At 69.3% G+C, this 15,233-nt stretch carries 16 protein-coding genes; 7 read left to right on the plus strand and 9 right to left on the minus strand.

What is annotated here, in order from left to right; genetic code table 11:
- Positions 1 to 20 precede the first annotated feature (20 nt).
- Positions 21 to 1,193 (plus strand): NAD(P)/FAD-dependent oxidoreductase, encoded by a 1,173-nt coding sequence (locus tag AC1RGU_RS17560; RefSeq protein WP_492697029.1) that lies wholly within the window; start codon positions 21 to 23, stop codon positions 1,191 to 1,193.
- Here AC1RGU_RS17560 and AC1RGU_RS17565 read toward each other — a convergent pair.
- Together AC1RGU_RS17565 and AC1RGU_RS17570 are read right to left on the minus strand one after the other, a co-directional pair.
- Positions 1,190 to 2,284, minus strand: coding sequence for an oxidoreductase (locus AC1RGU_RS17565; RefSeq protein WP_492697031.1), 1,095 nt, complete (start codon positions 2,282 to 2,284; stop codon positions 1,190 to 1,192). The genes AC1RGU_RS17560 and AC1RGU_RS17565 overlap by 4 nt on opposite strands.
- Positions 2,281 to 2,685 carry a RidA family protein gene (locus AC1RGU_RS17570; protein ID WP_159271659.1) on the minus strand — a complete coding sequence of 135 codons (405 nt, stop codon included), beginning with the start codon at positions 2,683 to 2,685 and terminating at the stop codon, positions 2,281 to 2,283. Before AC1RGU_RS17570 ends, AC1RGU_RS17565 begins: the two co-directional genes overlap by 4 nt.
- A gap of 139 nt (positions 2,686 to 2,824) precedes the next feature.
- Here AC1RGU_RS17570 and AC1RGU_RS17575 point away from each other — a divergent pair, with 139 nt between their 5' ends.
- Together AC1RGU_RS17575 and AC1RGU_RS17580 are read left to right on the plus strand one after the other, a co-directional pair.
- Positions 2,825 to 3,727, plus strand: a complete 903-nt coding sequence (locus AC1RGU_RS17575) for a LysR substrate-binding domain-containing protein (protein WP_492697034.1) — start codon at positions 2,825 to 2,827, stop codon at positions 3,725 to 3,727.
- 8 nt (positions 3,728 to 3,735) lie between these two features.
- The gene (locus AC1RGU_RS17580; protein ID WP_492697035.1) at positions 3,736 to 5,031 is read left to right on the plus strand and encodes an acetyl-CoA hydrolase/transferase family protein; all 1,296 of its coding nucleotides are present in this window, start codon (positions 3,736 to 3,738) and stop codon (positions 5,029 to 5,031) included.
- 19 nt (positions 5,032 to 5,050) lie between these two features.
- Here the strand turns inward: AC1RGU_RS17580 and msrA are convergent, their stop codons facing one another.
- The 4 genes from msrA to AC1RGU_RS17600 form a co-directional block, all read right to left on the minus strand.
- Complete coding sequence (msrA, locus tag AC1RGU_RS17585) at positions 5,051 to 5,752, minus strand: peptide-methionine (S)-S-oxide reductase MsrA (RefSeq protein WP_492697036.1); 702 nt, start codon at positions 5,750 to 5,752, stop codon at positions 5,051 to 5,053.
- Positions 5,753 to 5,840: 88 nt separating this feature from the next.
- Positions 5,841 to 6,092: a pentapeptide MXKDX repeat protein gene (locus AC1RGU_RS17590; protein ID WP_492697038.1), complete on the minus strand. Its 252-nt coding sequence runs from the start codon at positions 6,090 to 6,092 to the stop codon at positions 5,841 to 5,843.
- 108 nt (positions 6,093 to 6,200) lie between these two features.
- On the minus strand, positions 6,201 to 6,995 hold the full coding sequence (locus tag AC1RGU_RS17595) for a molybdopterin-dependent oxidoreductase (protein ID WP_492697039.1): 795 nt from the start codon (positions 6,993 to 6,995) through the stop codon (positions 6,201 to 6,203).
- Positions 6,992 to 7,615: a cytochrome b/b6 domain-containing protein gene (locus AC1RGU_RS17600; protein ID WP_492697040.1), complete on the minus strand. Its 624-nt coding sequence runs from the start codon at positions 7,613 to 7,615 to the stop codon at positions 6,992 to 6,994. Before AC1RGU_RS17600 ends, AC1RGU_RS17595 begins: the two co-directional genes overlap by 4 nt.
- Before the next feature lie 97 nt (positions 7,616 to 7,712).
- Between AC1RGU_RS17600 and AC1RGU_RS17605 the strand changes: the two genes are divergently transcribed.
- From AC1RGU_RS17605 to AC1RGU_RS17615, 3 genes are all read left to right on the plus strand, one after another.
- Positions 7,713 to 8,444 carry a response regulator transcription factor gene (locus AC1RGU_RS17605; protein WP_492697041.1) on the plus strand — a complete coding sequence of 244 codons (732 nt, stop codon included), beginning with the start codon at positions 7,713 to 7,715 and terminating at the stop codon, positions 8,442 to 8,444.
- Positions 8,441 to 9,919 (plus strand): sensor histidine kinase, encoded by a 1,479-nt coding sequence (locus AC1RGU_RS17610; RefSeq protein ID WP_492697043.1) that lies wholly within the window; start codon positions 8,441 to 8,443, stop codon positions 9,917 to 9,919. Before AC1RGU_RS17605 ends, AC1RGU_RS17610 begins: the two co-directional genes overlap by 4 nt.
- A gap of 92 nt (positions 9,920 to 10,011) precedes the next feature.
- Positions 10,012 to 10,935 (plus strand): crotonase/enoyl-CoA hydratase family protein, encoded by a 924-nt coding sequence (locus AC1RGU_RS17615; RefSeq protein WP_492697044.1) that lies wholly within the window; start codon positions 10,012 to 10,014, stop codon positions 10,933 to 10,935.
- Between the two features lie 22 nt (positions 10,936 to 10,957).
- Here AC1RGU_RS17615 and AC1RGU_RS17620 read toward each other — a convergent pair whose 3' ends face one another.
- From AC1RGU_RS17620 to AC1RGU_RS17630, 3 genes are read right to left on the minus strand one after another with little or no spacing between them, the layout of a single operon-like run.
- On the minus strand, positions 10,958 to 11,869 hold the full coding sequence (locus tag AC1RGU_RS17620; protein WP_492697045.1) for a transglutaminase family protein: 912 nt from the start codon (positions 11,867 to 11,869) through the stop codon (positions 10,958 to 10,960).
- Positions 11,870 to 11,929: 60 nt separating this feature from the next.
- The gene (gene mnmC1 / locus AC1RGU_RS17625) at positions 11,930 to 13,741 is read right to left on the minus strand and encodes an FAD-dependent 5-carboxymethylaminomethyl-2-thiouridine(34) oxidoreductase MnmC1 (protein ID WP_492697046.1); all 1,812 of its coding nucleotides are present in this window, start codon (positions 13,739 to 13,741) and stop codon (positions 11,930 to 11,932) included.
- A 7-nt stretch (positions 13,742 to 13,748) separates the two neighbouring features.
- Positions 13,749 to 14,024: an oxidative damage protection protein gene (locus tag AC1RGU_RS17630; protein ID WP_013541095.1), complete on the minus strand. Its 276-nt coding sequence runs from the start codon at positions 14,022 to 14,024 to the stop codon at positions 13,749 to 13,751.
- Positions 14,025 to 14,162: 138 nt separating this feature from the next.
- Here AC1RGU_RS17630 and AC1RGU_RS17635 point away from each other — a divergent pair, with 138 nt between their 5' ends.
- Positions 14,163 to 15,212, plus strand: a complete 1,050-nt coding sequence (locus tag AC1RGU_RS17635) for a sulfate ABC transporter substrate-binding protein (protein ID WP_095948675.1) — start codon at positions 14,163 to 14,165, stop codon at positions 15,210 to 15,212.
- Positions 15,213 to 15,233 lie beyond the last annotated feature (21 nt).

The following is a 15,233-nucleotide window of genomic DNA, read 5'->3' on the forward strand; positions in this document are numbered from 1 at the left end:
AAGACACGGAAAGGCATTACATGCGGCGTGTGGCGATCATCGGCGGCGGGGCCATCGGCTCGGCCATCGCGTACTTCCTGGGCGCCGACCCGACGGGCGAGGCCTTCGACATCACGGTGGTGGAGCGCGACTTCTCGTACCGGCAGGCCTCGTCGGCGCTGTCGGCCAGCTCGATCCGGCAGCAGTTTTCCACCGCCATCAACATCGAGATGTCGCTCTACGGCATCGAGTTTTTCCGCACGCTGGGCAAGACCCTGCGCGTGGGCGACGACGCGCCGGACATCGGACTGACGGAACCCGGCTACCTGTACCTGGCCTCGCCGGCAGGCGTCGACGTGCTGCGCGAGAACCACGCGACGCAGAAGGCGCATGCGGTGGACGTGGCGCTGTTGACGCCCGAGGAATTGAAGGCGCGCTTCCCGTGGCTCTCGACCGAGGGCATCGCGCTCGCATCGCTCGGCCTCTCGGGCGAGGGCTGGTACGACGGCTACAGCCTGCTGCTGGCCTTTCGCAAGAAGGCGGTGTCGCAAGGCGTGCGCTATGTGCAGGCGCAGGCGACGGGCTTGCGGCGCGAGGGCCGCCGCGTCACCGGCGTGCAGATCGACGGCGGCGACACGCTGCAGGCGGACATCGTCGTCAACGCGGCGGGTGCGTGGGCGGCGCCGGTCGCGCAGTGGGCCGGCATCGCGCTGCCGGTGCACGGGCGACGCCGCAGCGTGTTCAGCTTTTCATGCCCGAGCACCTTGCCGGGTTGCCCGCTGGTCATCGACACCTCGGGCATCTGGCTGCGGCCCGAAGGGCGCCAGTTCATCTGCGGCTTTGCGCCGCCCGAAGACCGGGACCCCGACGACGCGCCGCTCGAAGTCGACCATGAGGCCTTCGAAAGCTTCATCTGGCCGGCGCTGGCCGAACGCATCCCAGCCTTCGAAGCCGTCCGCATGACCGGCGCCTGGGCCGGCTACTACGAGATGAACGTGTTCGACCACAACGCGATCCTCGGCCTGCACCCGGACTGCGACAACCTCTACTTCGCGAACGGCTTCTCGGGCCACGGGCTGCAACAGTGCCCGGCGGCGGGGCGCGGCATCGCGGAGCTGATCCGCTTCGGTGCTTACCGCAGCCTCGACCTGTCGCCGCTGTCGTTCGCGCGCATCCTCGAGAACCGACCGCTGCGCGAGAAGAACATCATCTAGGGTTGCTGCTCCGCCGGCTTGATGTCCCCCGCGGGCGACAGCAGCGCCGGGTCGAACGCGGCGAGCGCGCGGCCTTCCTTCAACCGCTTCGGCCAGTCGGGGTTCGACAGCGCGCCGCGTCCCAGCGCCACGAAGTCGGCACCATCTGCGAGCGCTGCCTCGGCGCGCCCCGGATCGTGCAGGCTGCCGTTGGCGACGATCGCAAGCCCGGGCGCGTGGCGGCGCGCGAGCTGCAGCAGGCTCGGTCCCGCATCGCCGAAGGCCGGTCGCCAGGCTTCGAACTCGGTGACGTGCAGGTAGTCGATGCCGCTGTGTGCCAAGGCCCCGAACACCGTCGCCGCGCCGGCCTCGGCTTCCGGCCACTTGCGGCTGAAGTCGTTGACCTTGCCTTGCGAGATGCGCACGCCGACCGGCGCCGAGGCGCCCAGCATCTGCCGCACGGCGCGCGCCACCTCGACCGTGAGCTGCACGCGCTGCGCGAGAGCGCCGCCCCAGCGGTCGGTGCGCGTGTTGGTGTGGCCGCTCAGGAACTGGTCGAGCAGGTAGCCGTTCGCGCCGTGGATCTCCACGCCGTCGAAGCCCGCCACTTCCATCGCCAGCAGCGCCGCCCGGGCGAAGCCGCGAATCGCCTCGGCGATGTCGGCATCGGTCATCGCGCGGGGCACCGGGTACTCGCCTTCGCCACGGTAGGCCGTCATCTGCGTGCCCAGCGGACGAACGGCCGATGGCCCCGCCGTGTGGTCGCGAAAGCGGTTGAACTGCGACAGCGCGCCCGCATGCATGAGTTGCGCGATGGCACGACCGCCCGCGTCCTGGATCGCCTTCACCACCGGACGCCATGCGCGGGCCTGTTCGCCGTCGCTCAGGCCGGGCTGGCGGGCATAGCCTTGGGCGTACGCCGTGTCGGTGTAGATGCCTTCGGTGATGACGAGCCCGAAGCCGCCCCGCGCAAAGCGCTCGTAGTAGCGGGCCATGGTGCCGTTGGCGCGGCCCTCGGGCGAGGCGCTGACGCGCGTCATCGGCGCCACGGCGAGCCGGTTGGGCAGCCGTAGGCCGTGCAGCGTCGCCGGCGCGAGCAGCGGCGTGCTCATCGGGCGTCTCCGGGCGCGACGGCGATGGCCTCGATCTCGATCATCGCGTCGGGCGAGTACAGGCCCGAGACCTCGACGATGGTGTCGGCCGGGTAGGGCGCCGAGAACCATTGACGGCGCAGTTCGACGATCTTCGGAAAGTTCGCCATGGAGGTCAGGAAGATCGTCACCTTGACCACGTTGCCCAGGCCCGTGCCGGCGGCCCGCAGCACGCGGTCGAGGTTCTTGAAGGCCTGCTCGGCCTGGCGGTCGAAGTCGCCCTTGCCGACGATCTCGCCGTCGTCGCCGATCGCGGCCTGGCCGGACACGAAAACGAGGTTGCCGAGCTGGATGGCCTGCGACAGCAGGAAGGGGGCGTAAGGGTCGGGCTGCGTGTGGATCTGCTTGGGTTGGAGTTGCATGACAGGTGCCTTCTATGGTGAATTTCAAATCAGCCGTGGAAGTGATTTCTTCCTGCGACACCTGAAATTTAGGGGCGAAGAGGGCGTCCGACAAAGGCTGATTTTTCAGTCGATGGATGAGTTGAGCTAATCTGTCCGCATGCGAAGACTTCCTTCCCTGGGCGCACTGCGCGTGTTCGAGGCCGCGGCCCGCCGGCTGAGCTTCAAGGCCGCCGCCGACGAACTGCACGTCACGCCCACCGCCGTCAGCCACCAGATCAAGCAACTCGAAGAAACACTCGAGGTGCGGCTGTTCGAACGCGGCACGCGGCAGGTGCACCTGACGGCCGCCGGCCACCAGCTGTTTCCCGCGCTGCGCGACGGCTTCGACAGCTTCGAGCGCGCGGTCGACGGCGTGCGCCGCCTGAAGGGCACGCGCATCGCCACGCTGTCGTCCACCGTCGGTTTCATGGCCCGGCGGCTGGCGCCGCGCGCGGGCACCTTCCGCGACCTGCATCCCGAATGGACGCTGCGGCTGGACGCCACCAACCAGGTCGTCGACCTCGACACCGAGGCCGATGCGGCGATCCGCTACGGCAACGGCCGCTACGCCGACCTGGTCGTCGAGCCGCTGTTCCAGGACCACTACGCGCCGGTCTGCAGCCCCGCGCTGGCGGTCGCGGCGCGGCAGGACCTGAAGGCCGTCTCGCTGATCCATTTCGAATGGGGGCGGGCGGGGCGCGACGAGACGCTGGCGCCCGTGTGGCGCACCTGGCTCGCGCGCGCGGGTCGCACCGACGTCGATGCGCAGGCCGGTCTGTCGTTCACCGAAGAGATCCACGCGGTGCAGGCCACGGTCGCGGGGCAGGGCGTCGGCCTGCTGAGCCTGGCGCTGGTGGCCGACGAGCTGGCGTCGGGCCTGCTGGTGCAGCCCTTCGAACTGTCGGTGGAAAGCTACCGCTACGACCTGGTCTACAGTCCGCGCGCCGCCAGCCGGCCCGCCACGGCCGTGCTGCGCGACTGGGTGCACCGCGAGTTCGGCGGCGGCGAAAAGAAGGCATAGTGGCAGGCATGACTGCCCAGACCCTGTACGCGCAAAAGCGCGTTTCCGCCGCCGATGCCGTGCGCCAGGTGCGCAACGGCGACATGATCATCGTGCCCACGGGCGTCGGCGAGCCGCCCTCGCTGCTCACGGCCTTGTCGGAGCAGCGCCGCGATTTCCGCGACGTGAAGGTGGCGCAGATCCTGGCGATGCGCAAGTACGCCTACATCGACCCCGAGACGGTCGAGCACGTGCGCCACGTCGCGCTGTTCTTCGGCGGTGCCACGCGCGCCGGCGGGCAGGCGGGCTGGATCGATTTCATTCCCAACTACTTCTCCGAGATCCCGGCGCAGATCGAGCGCGGGCAGATCGCGGCCGACGTGGTGTTCAGCATGGCTTCGCCGATGGACGCGCACGGCTACTTCGCGCTGAGCCTGGGCCCCGACTACACGATGGCCGCCGTGGCGAAGGCCCGCGCGGTCGTGCTCGAGGTGAACCCCAACGTGCCTTATGCGCACGGCAACTGCCACGTGCACATCTCGCAGGTGGGGGCGCTCGTCGAGAGCAGCGAACCGGTGATGGAAGTCGGCCTGCCGAAGATCGGCCCGGTGCAGGAAGCCATCGGCAAGCACGTGGCCGACCTGATCGACGACGGCGCCACCTTGCAGATCGGCTACGGCGGCATTCCCGATGCGGTGGTGATGCAGCTCACGGGCAAGCGCGACCTGGGCATCCACACGGAGATGATCGGCGACGGCATCCTCACGCTGGTGGAAAGCGGCGCGGTCACCAACCGCCGCAAGAACTACCTGCCGGGCAAGTCGGTCGCGACCTTCGCGCTGGGATCGAACAAGCTGTACCGCTTCATGGACCGCAACCCGGGGCTGGAGATGCACCCGGTGAACTTCACCAACGACCCGGCGCTGGCGGGGCTGACCGACAACCTCATCGCCATCAACGCCACCATGCAGATCGACCTGCTGGGCCAGTGCGGCTCCGAGAGCCTGGGCCATGCGCCGTACTCGGGCACGGGCGGGCAGTCGGACTTCGTGCGCGCGGCCAACCGCTCGCGCGGCGGCAAGGCCTTCATCGTGCTGCCTTCGACGGCCAAGGACGACACCATCTCGCGCATCGTGCCCTCGCTCTCATCGGGCACGCACGTGAGCACGAGCAAGAACGACATCAACTACGTCGTCACCGAACATGGCGTGGCGCAGCTGCGCGGCAAATCGGCCAAGCAGCGCGCGCAGGAGCTGATCTCGATTGCGCACCCGAACTTCCGGGCGGAGCTGACGGAGCAGGCGAAGCGCGCGAAGCTGCTGTGAGCGTGGCGCAGAGCGCCGCTCAGCTGGCCTTGGCCGCCCGCACCAGCGACGGCGTGGCCTTGTAGCTCTCCGGGAACAGCTTCTTCAGGTCGTCGATCTTCGGCAGGTCGTGGACCGCGATGTAGGGCTGGTTCGGGTGCAGCGTGAGGTAGTCCTGGTGGTAGTCCTCCGCCGCATAGAAGGGCTTGGACACCTCGACCGTGGTCGCCAGCGGCTTGTTGCCGAAGGTCTTGGCCTGGTTCAGCTGGGCGATGTAGGCGTTGGCGATGCGGGCCTGTTCGGCGTTTTCGGCGAACACGGTGGAGCGGTACTGCGGGCCGGTGTCGGGGCCCTGGCGGTTGAGTTGGGTCGGGTCGTGCGCCACCGAGAAATAGATCTGCAGCAGCTTGCCGTAGCTGACCTTGCGCGGGTCGTAGCTGATGCGCACGGCTTCGGCATGGCCGGTGCGCCCGGAGCCGACCTCGTTGTAGCGCGCGGTGCGGGCCTCGCCGCCCGCGTAGCCCGAGAGCGCATTGCTCACGCCCTCGACGCGCTGGAAAACGCCCTGCACGCCCCAGAAGCAGCCGCCCGCGAACACGGCGGTGGCGGTGGTGGCGCCTGCAGGTGCGGTGAGGTCGACCGTGGGCGCGGGCACGCGGCGCGCGGTCTCGGCAAAGGACGGGGCTGCGTGCCAGGCGAAGGCGGCGGCAAGCGCGCCGGCGGCGATGGCGAAGGATTTCATGGCGGTCTTTCGTAGGGAGCGCAAGAAAGGGACAGTGATCCCGATCCCGCCGGCCGTCAATGGCGGCGGGGCCGGGGAAAAAGGCGGCTTACTTCTTCATCTCGTCCTTGCCCATCGCGTCCTTCTTCATGTCGTCTTTGCCCATGGCATCTTTCTTCATGCCATCTTTGGCCATGCCGTCCTTCTTCATGGCGTCCTTGCCCATGGCGTCTTTCTTCATCCCGTCCTTGGCTATGCTGTCCTTCTTCATGCCGTCCTTGGCCATGTCGTCCGCGGCCAAGGCCGAGGCGCCGGCGAAGGCCATGCAGGTGGCGAGGAGGGTGGCGGTGAGCTTGTTCATGTCGGTCTTCCTGAGTTGAGGTTGGGTCTTGTTGTCGAGATCGGCCTGGTTCCCTGTCGGGATTCGGCCTCGCGCTTTCTTCGGCAGTCGAGCGGCTGTGGCAGCCGCTCAGCTCCCTCCGAACCAGTTGTAGCCCTGGTCTTCCCAGTAGCCACCGGGATAGGTGTTGGTCACGTACATCGCCTGGATGTGCTTCGGGTTCTTGTAGCCAAGCTTGGTCGGCATGCGCAGCTTCATCGGGAAGCCGTACTTCGGCGGCAGCGGCTGGCCGTCGTAGCTCAGCGCCAGCAGCGTCTGCGGATGCAGCGCGGTCGGCATGTCGATGCTGGTGTGGTAGTCGTCCGCGCACTGGAAGCCGACGTACTTGGCGCTCAGGTCCGCGCCGACGTGGCGCAGGAAATCGGCAAAGCGCACGCCGCCCCATTTGCCGATGGCGCTCCAGCCTTCCACGCAGATGTGGCGCGTGATCTGGTCTTCTTGCGGCAGCGCGCGCAGTTCAGCGAGCGTCCAGCGGCGCTTGTCGGCGACCATGCCGCTCACTTCGAGGCGGTAGGTGGCTTCGTCCACCTCACGGACCTCGTCCTCGCCGTAGTAGGCGTTGAACGGAAAGGGGCGCGTGATCTCGGCTTCGGTGTAGGTCGGCGCCAGCCGCGTCGAGCTGAAGAGCCAGCCTTGCACCTCGTCGTTGAAGCGCGAGACCTTCGCAAGCGCGGCTTCCACGTGGCTGTCGTCGCTGATGCTGCAGCCGGTGAGCATCGACAGTCCGCCCAGCGTCAGCGAACGGCGCAGGAACAGGCGACGCGAGGGGGCGTCGAGCCGGCGCTCGATGAGGGCACGGGCTTCGCGCACCACGACGTCGCCGTCGACACCGACCAGGGGAGGGCGTTTGAAAAAGAGGCTCATGGGGTGTGGGGCGCGCGACCGCGCAGCATGGTGAGCAGGGTGCGGGGCACGAGCGCCACCATCACGAGGTGCACGGCAACGAAGGCCACCAGGGCGGCCATCGCCACGAAATGGACGCGGCGCGCGGCTTCGTAGCCGCCCAGCAGTTCGCGCAGCATCGGAAACTGCACCGACTTCCACAGCACCAGCCCCGACAGCACGATCGCGACGAGGTCGACGATCACGAACAGGTAGGCGAGCTTTTGCACATGGTTGTAGTGGCGCGGGTCGGCATGCGAGAGCTTGCCGCCGAGCGCGGCCCGCGCATCGCGCCAGAGGCCGGCCGGCGTGAGCGGGAAGAACTTGCGCGCGAAGCGCCCGCTGGCCAGGTTCAGCACCAGGTAGACCCCCCCGTTGAACACCAGCAGCCACATCGCCGCGAAGTGCCACTGCAGCGCGCCGCCGAGCCAGCCGCCCAGCGTGATCGAGGCCGGAAAGCGAAAGTCAAAGAAGGGCGCCGCGTTGTAGATGCGCCAGCCGCTGGTCACCAGCACCAGCACGGCCAGCGCGTTGAGCCAGTGCGTGACACGCATCCACAGCGGGTGGATCGGTCGGTGGTCGGGGGCGGAGCGTGTCTGCATGGGCCGGATTGTTGGGCGAACCCCCTCGCCGATTCATCACGCAAAGTTCAAAGATTCGTGATAACTCCGACGGGCGTCTCGCGGGACAATCGCGGCCATGGACACCGCCAAACGCGTGCTGATCGTCGAGGACGACGCCCACATTGCCGAGCTGCTGCGCATGCACCTGCGCGACGAGGGCTACGCGGTCGAGCACGCCGCCGACGGCAACGCGGGCCTGCGCGCGCTGGAGCGCGGCCAGTGGGATGCGTTGGTGCTCGACCTCATGCTGCCCGGCATCGACGGCCTCGAGATCTGCCGCCGCGCCCGTGCCATGGCGCGCTACACGCCCGTCATCATCGTGAGCGCACGCTCGAGCGAAGTGCACCGCATCCTCGGGCTGGAGCTGGGCGCCGACGACTACCTGGCCAAGCCCTTCTCGGTGCTGGAGCTGGTGGCGCGCGTGAAGGCGCTGCTGCGGCGCACCGACGCGCTGGCGCGCAACGCGCGGCTGGAGTCGGGCAGCCTCACGCTGGGCAACCTCGACATCGAGCCGCTGGCGCGCGAGGTGCGCGTTGACGGCAAGCCGATCGAGCTCACGCCGCGCGAGTTCGACCTGCTTTACTTCTTTGCGCGCCATCCCGGCAAGGTGTTCTCGCGCCTCGACCTGCTCAACCAGGTCTGGGGTTACCAGCACGACGGCTACGAGCACACGGTCAACACGCACATCAACCGGCTGCGCACCAAGGTCGAAGCCGACCCGGCTGCGCCGCGGCGCATCCTCACGGTGTGGGGGCGCGGCTACAAGCTCGCGGCGGACGACGCCGCACCGAAGGACGACCTTCCATGATGGCCTGGGCCACGCTGTCGCGGCGGCTGTCGATCGCGTTCGCGGTGCTGCTGCTGGCCTGCTGCGGCGCCTCGGCGTGGCTGCAGATGCGCGCCGGCGCGCAGCACGCGCAAGAGGTGACGCAGCGCCTGTCGCTGGGGCTCGCGGCCCACATCGCACAGAACACCGAGCTCATGAAGCCCGGCGGCCTCGACCCGGTGGCGGTGAAAGACCTGTTCGACAAGCTCATGACCGTCAACCCCAGCGTCGAGGTCTACGTGCTGGGGCCCGACGGCCACATCGAGGCCCAGGCCGCGCCGCCCGGCCACCTCAAGCGCGACAAGGTGGCGCTCGGCCCCATCCGCCGGCTGCTGGCCGGCGAGCGCCTGCCCATCGCGGGCGACGACCCGCGCAGCCCCGACGGCGCCAAGGTCTTCAGCGCCGCGCCGCTGCGCATGGGCGGGCGCGACGCCGGCTATGTGTACGTGGTGCTGCAAGGCGAGGACCACGATGCGCTGGCCGCCAACCTCTCGGCCGACACCGTGCTGCGCACCACGCTGTGGTCGATGGCGCTGGTGGCGCTGCTGGGGCTCATCGCCGGGCTGGTGGCGTTCCGCCTCATCACGCGGCCGCTGCGCGAGCTGACGGCAGCGGTGCGGCGTTTCGAGGCCGAGGGCATCGCGGCATTGGAGTGCGAGGCGCCCATGCCCGCGCCGCCGCGCCACGCCGACGACGAGATCGCGCAGCTGCAGCAGGCCTTTGCGCAGATGACGCGCCGCATCGCCGAGCAGTGGCGCGAACTCAGCCTGCAGGACCGCCAGCGCCGCGAACTTTTCGCCAACATCTCGCACGACCTGCGCACGCCGCTCACATCGCTGCACGGCTACCTCGAGACGCTGCTGCTCAAGGCCGGCACGCTCAGCGAAGAAGAGCGCCGCCGCTACCTGGAGATCGCGCTCGGCCAGAGCCGCAAGGTGGGCCGACTCGCGCAGGAGGTGTTCGAGCTGGCGCGGCTCGAGTACGGCGTGGTCAAGCCCGAGAAAGAAAACTTCGCGCTCGCCGACCTCGTGCAGGACGTGTTCCAGAAGTTCGAGCTCGCGGCCGAAGCGCGGCGCCAGCAGCTCAAGCCCGACATCGCGCCGAACCTGCCCGTGGTGTCGGCCGACCTCGGCATGATCGAGCGCGTGCTGACCAACCTGCTGGACAACGCCATCCGCCACACGCCGGCCGGCGGCGAGATCGAGGTGCGCCTGCGCCCGTCCGACGCCGGCGTGGCGGTGCAGGTGAGCGACACCGGCCCCGGCATTCCGGGCGAGCTGCAGAAGGGCTTGTTCACGCGGCCGGCCTTTGCCGACGGCGGTGCGCGCGGCGGCGGGCTCGGGCTGATGATCGTGCAGCGCATCCTGCAGCTGCACGGCAGCGACATCCGGCTCGTGCCGCAGCCGGGCAAGGGCGCGGTGTTCCTGTTCCGACTCGGGGGCGCCACGGGGCGTTGAGCCCGGCGGTCGGCGGGTTTGCCAGCGGGCGGCGGGCGATGCTACAAGCGAAGCGGCATCACCCCCCAAAGAACAGAAGGAGACCACCGACCATGCCCGCTTTCGAGACCGTCCTGATCGACAAGGACCCGCAGCGCCCGCGCATCGCGCGCCTCGTGCTCAACCGCCCCGAGAAGCTCAATGCCATCGGCGACAGCACGCCGACGGACATCCGCCGCGCGGTCGAATGGGCCGAGGCCGACGACGAGGTGCATGTGATCGTGGTCGAAGGCGCCGGCCGCGCCTTCTGCGCCGGCTACGACCTGGGCGACTACGCGGAGGGCCACGGCCGCGAAGGCCAGGCCGACCATCCCTGCCGGCAGGAAAAAGCGCCGTGGGACCCGATGCTCGATTACGCCGCCATGAAGCGCAACACCGAAGACTTCATGTCGCTGTGGCGCTGCCGCAAGCCGACCATCGCCAAGGTGCACGGCTACGCGGTGGCGGGCGGCAGCGACATCGCGCTGTGCTGCGACCTGCTCACCATGGCCGACGACGCGCGCATCGGCTACATGCCCACGCGCGTGTGGGGCTGCCCGACCACCGCGATGTGGACCTACCGCCTCGGCGCGCTGCGCGCCAAGCAGCTCATGTTCACGGGCGACACCATCACCGGCACGCAAGCGGCCGACTGGGGCCTGGCCAACTTCGCAGTGCCGGCGGCGCAGCTCGACGAGGCCACGCTGGTGCTCGCGCAGCGCATCGCGGGCGTGCCGAGTTCGCACCTCATGATGCACAAGATGGTCGTCAACCAGGTCTGGCATTCGATGGGGCTGGAGCAGACCCAGATGTTCGCCACCGTGTTCGACGGCATCACGCGCCACAACCCCGAGGGCATGTGGTTCCGCCGCCAGGCCGAAGCCGAAGGCTTCAAGAGCGCGGTGCAGTGGCGCGACAGCGGCCGGCCGATTCCTGAAGGCGACGAGGCGAGGGCGCGCATCGCCGAGCTCGAGGCGAAGCTGGCTGCGCGTGGCTGAGCAAGGCTGATCGCGCGGTGGCTCAGCCGCCCTTGCGGCGCTTCACCACCACCGTGGCGTCGAGGCCTTCGTAGGCCTCGGCGTCGCCGTACCAGCTGCCTGAGATGGGCGCCGCCAGCGCAGGGTCGCGCGCCACACCCACGCGGATCAGCTGGCCGCTGCCCATGAGGTTGTTGGTGGGGTCGAAGGCCAGCCAGCCCGCGCCTGGCAGGTAGGCCTGCAGCCATGCGTGCGTGCTGCCGGCGCCGGTGACCGATTCGCCGGGCGCCTGCCCGGTGGCGTCGTTGTCGAGCGACGCGTCGTAGAGGTAGCCCGAGACGAAGCGCGTCGCGATGCCGAGACGGCGCGTGGCTTCCATCATCAGCAGCGCGTAGTCGCGGCAGCTGCCGCTGCCCAGCGCCAGTGTCTCGAGCGGCGTCTGCGTGCCTTCCTCGTCGCGCGCCTTGTATTCGAAGCTCTGGCCGATGTGCGCGTTCATGCGCGTGAGCACATCGCGCGTGCTGTTGGGCTGGTCGGTGTGCAGGAACTGGTGCGCCCAGCGGATCAGCGTGCCGTTGGCATCGTCGTTGTGGTGCGGGCGCAGGTAGTGCTCCAGGTCCAGGCGCTCCTGCACCGAATAGGCAAAGGGCAGGAACTCGGCCGACGGGTCGAGCGTGAGCAGGTCGCGCTGCGACGGCGGCACGTGCTCGATGGTGAAGGAGCAGACGATGCGCAGCTCGGTCGCTTCGCCCAGCGGCTGCACCAGCGCGACGGAGTTCGAGTACGGGTCTTGAATGAGCCGCGTGAGGGCCTGCGGGCTCACCTGCAGGTCGGTGGCGAGCACCCGCAGGTCGTGGCTGTCGCGCGGACGGAACATCACGCGGTGCAAGCCGAAGGTCACCGGCTTGTTGTAGCGGTAGACGGTGGTGTGGGTGATGTCGTACTGGATGGCCATGGCGCGCATTGTGCGGTGCGCGCGTGGCGCCGGGGAGCCGGGAAGCCCGTACGGGCCGATTCAGTCCGATCCGGGCCAGAGCCGCTGCGTGCCCAGCGCCTTGGCGAGCGTCGCGGGCAAGGGCAGCGGTTCGCCATGCCACTGCGCCGCCAGCAGCTCGGCGCACAGGGTGGCAAAGCTCAGGCCGCGCGAGCCCAGCGCGGTGCAGGCCCACAGGCCCTCGTCGGCGCCCGGCGCCAGCGGGCCGACCAGCGGCCGGCGGTCGCCCGAGGCGCAGCGCACGCCGACCCAGGCATGCACGTCTTCGCGTTCGAAGGCGGGCGCGAGCGCGGCGGCGGCGCCCGGGTGCAGGCGCGCGAGCCGTTCGCGGTTGGCGAGGCGGTCGGCGTCGGTGGGGGCGAGGTCGGTGCTGTCGCGGTCGAAGGTGGCGCCGATCAGCCACAGCGGCTGCGGTGCCTCGCCGTCGGGCACGCCGGCGATCAGGTGGCCGTCGCCGTTGATGGGGGTGACGGGCAGGGCGCTGTCGTCCGCCCGGCCCCAGGCGACCTGGCCGCGCACGGGTTGCAGCGGCAAGTCGGGCGCGAAGTGGTGCGATTCGAAGCCCGCGGCCACGACGACGCGGTCGGCTTCGGCGAGCAGGGCGCCGGCACCGTCGAGCAGTTGCCAGCCGCAGTCCGTGCGTGCGAGGCGCGCGACGTGGCAGTTGCCGCGGAATTCGACGCCCGGTTGGCCCAGCCACGCGGCGATCAGCCGGAGCGGCCGCACCCAGGCCGCGCGCGCATGCCAGAGCGCCGGCGTGTCGGGCGGCAGGCCGGCCGCGGCGAGCCGATCGGGCTGCGCGGGCCAGGATTCGTTCGGGCCCTGAGCGCTCCAGCCGGACGGCACGCGCACGTCGCCGTCAGGGCGGCGTTCGAGCGATCCGTAGGCGCCCCAGTCGCGGCCGGGCTCGAGCCGCAGCGCCAGTTCGGTCCAGGTGGAGCGGATGCCGGCGCGCGTGAGCCGCGACAGCAAGGCGTCGTCGGACGACACATGCGGCGCCAGCAGCCCGACCGGCAGGCCTGACGCGCCCGAGGCCGGGGTGTCGGCCACGTCGAGCACCGTGACCCGCCAGCCGCGCCGCGCGAGGCTGGCCGCCACGGCCGCACCCGCGAGCCCGGCGCCGATCACCGCGCAATGGCCGGGCGCGTCGACGCCCTCACGCACCGGCTGGCGACGCCGCACCGTCCAGGCGGGCGCGAACACGCTGCGCAGGCTGCCGGGGCCCGGGTCGAGCTGGAATCCGTTCTGCGCCAGCGCATGGCGCACCCCGTCGTCGTCGGTGCGGGCCGCGAGGCCGGTGCCCTGGCGGGCGAAGCGCGACACCGCCTTGAGCGTGTCGGGCGAGGCCATCGCCGGGCCGAAACCGTCGAGGAAGAGGCTGTCGGCCTCGAAGCGTTGCGCGCGCAGCATCGGCTGCAGCTCGCCCACGCACAGCGTGAGCAGCACGCGGCCGTCGTGGAAGGCCAGCCGGTGGAAGCCCGGCAGCAGCCCGGCCCATTGGCGGGTCAGCTCCTCCGCGAGCGGTGCGAGCGCCGGATCGGCTTCAGCCGCGCGCAGCAGATCGCCGACCGGCGCCGGATGGGCGTCGACCGCGACGTAGTGCAGCAGGCGCGGCCGGTGCGGGTCGGCGCGCCAGGCCTGCCAGGTTGTCAGGAAATGAAGGCCCGGCCCGAAGCCGGTTTCGAGAATCCGCCATTGCGGACGCCCGGACCAGGCGGCGGGCAGGCCGCAGCCGTCCAAAAACACACGGCGCGAAAGCGCCGGTGTGTCGTTGTCGAGGGGGGAGGTGTCGTCGCCGGAGCGCGCGCCGAGCGGGGTGCCGTCGGCGGCCACGCCGGACTCAGGCTGCAGGAGGGGGAACGTAGCCTTGCGCCACGTCGGCGCCTTCGCCGAAGAAGTGCTTTTCCATCTGGCGGGCCAGGTACTGGCGGGCGCGCAGGTCGGCCAGGTTCAGCCGGTTTTCATTGACCAGCATGGTCTGTTGCTTGAGCCAGGCGGCCCAGGCTTCCTTGCTGACGTTTTCCCACAGGCGCTTGCCCAGGTCGCCGGGGTACGGCGGAAAGTCGAGTCCTTCGGCCTCTTTGCCGAGCTTGATGCACTGAACCATGCGTGCCATTTGATTGCCTCTTGTGGGGGAAAGCGGTTGCTTAGTTGATTTGGCTATTAAGAACTGAAAACTTGGTCGTTCCAGTTCCTATATGTCGTATTCAGAATACGTGGCTTCATTGATATGCCTTTTTAAGAGCAAGACACCATGAGCCTTCGCCGCGACTTTATCAAGCTTTCCCTGGGTGCCGGCGTGGCCGGTGCCTTGGCCCTGTCGGCATTGCCGTCGTTTTCGCAGGGTGCGGCGGGTGCCAAGGGCCCCGTGACGCTGCTGAACGTGTCGTACGACCCGACCCGCGAGCTGTACGTGGACTACAACCAGGCCTTCGCCAAGTACTGGAAGGCCAAGACCGGCCAGGACGTGAGCGTCAAGCAGTCGCACGGCGGCTCGGGCAAGCAGGCCCGCTCGATCATCGACGGCATCGATTCCGACGTGGCCACGCTGGCGCTGGGCGGCGACATCGACGCCCTGGCCACGCATGGCGGCCTCGTCAAGGCCGACTGGCAAAAGCGCCTGCCGCACAACTCCGCCCCCTACACCTCGACCATCGTGTTTCTGGTGAAGAAGGGCAACCCCAAGGGCCTGAAGGACTGGGACGACCTGGTCAAGCCCGGCGTGCAGGTGATCACGCCCAACCCCAAGACCTCGGGCGGCGCCCGCTGGAACTACCTCGCGGCCTGGGAATTCGCCAAGCGCAAGTACGGCGGTGAAGCCAAGGCCAAGGAATTCGTCGGCAACCTGTACAAGAACGTGCCCGTGCTCGACACCGGCGCGCGCGGCTCGACCATCACCTTCGTGCAGCGCGGCGTGGGCGATGTGCTGCTGGCCTGGGAAAACGAAGCCTTCCTGGCGCTGAAGGAATTCGGCCCCGAGAAGTTCGAGATCGTCGTGCCATCCATCTCCATCCTGGCCGAGCCCAGCGTGGCGGTGGTCGACAAGGTGGTCGACAAGAAGGGCACGCGCGCCGTGGCCGAGGAGTACCTGAAGTACCTGTACTCCGACGAAGGCCAGGACATCGCGGGCCGCAACTTCTACCGCCCGACCTCGGACAAGGCCAAGGCCAAGTACGACAAGCAGTTCCCCAAGCTCACGCTGGTGACCATCGACCAGGCCTTCGGTGGCTGGGCGAAGGCCGACAAGGAGCACTTCGCCGACGGCGGCTCCTTCGACCAGATCTACGCACCCAAGCAGAAGTAAGCGCAGCTCCTCTGGAACCGA

It is taken from the genome of Variovorax sp. GW823-FHT02B07 (assembly GCF_058797695.1).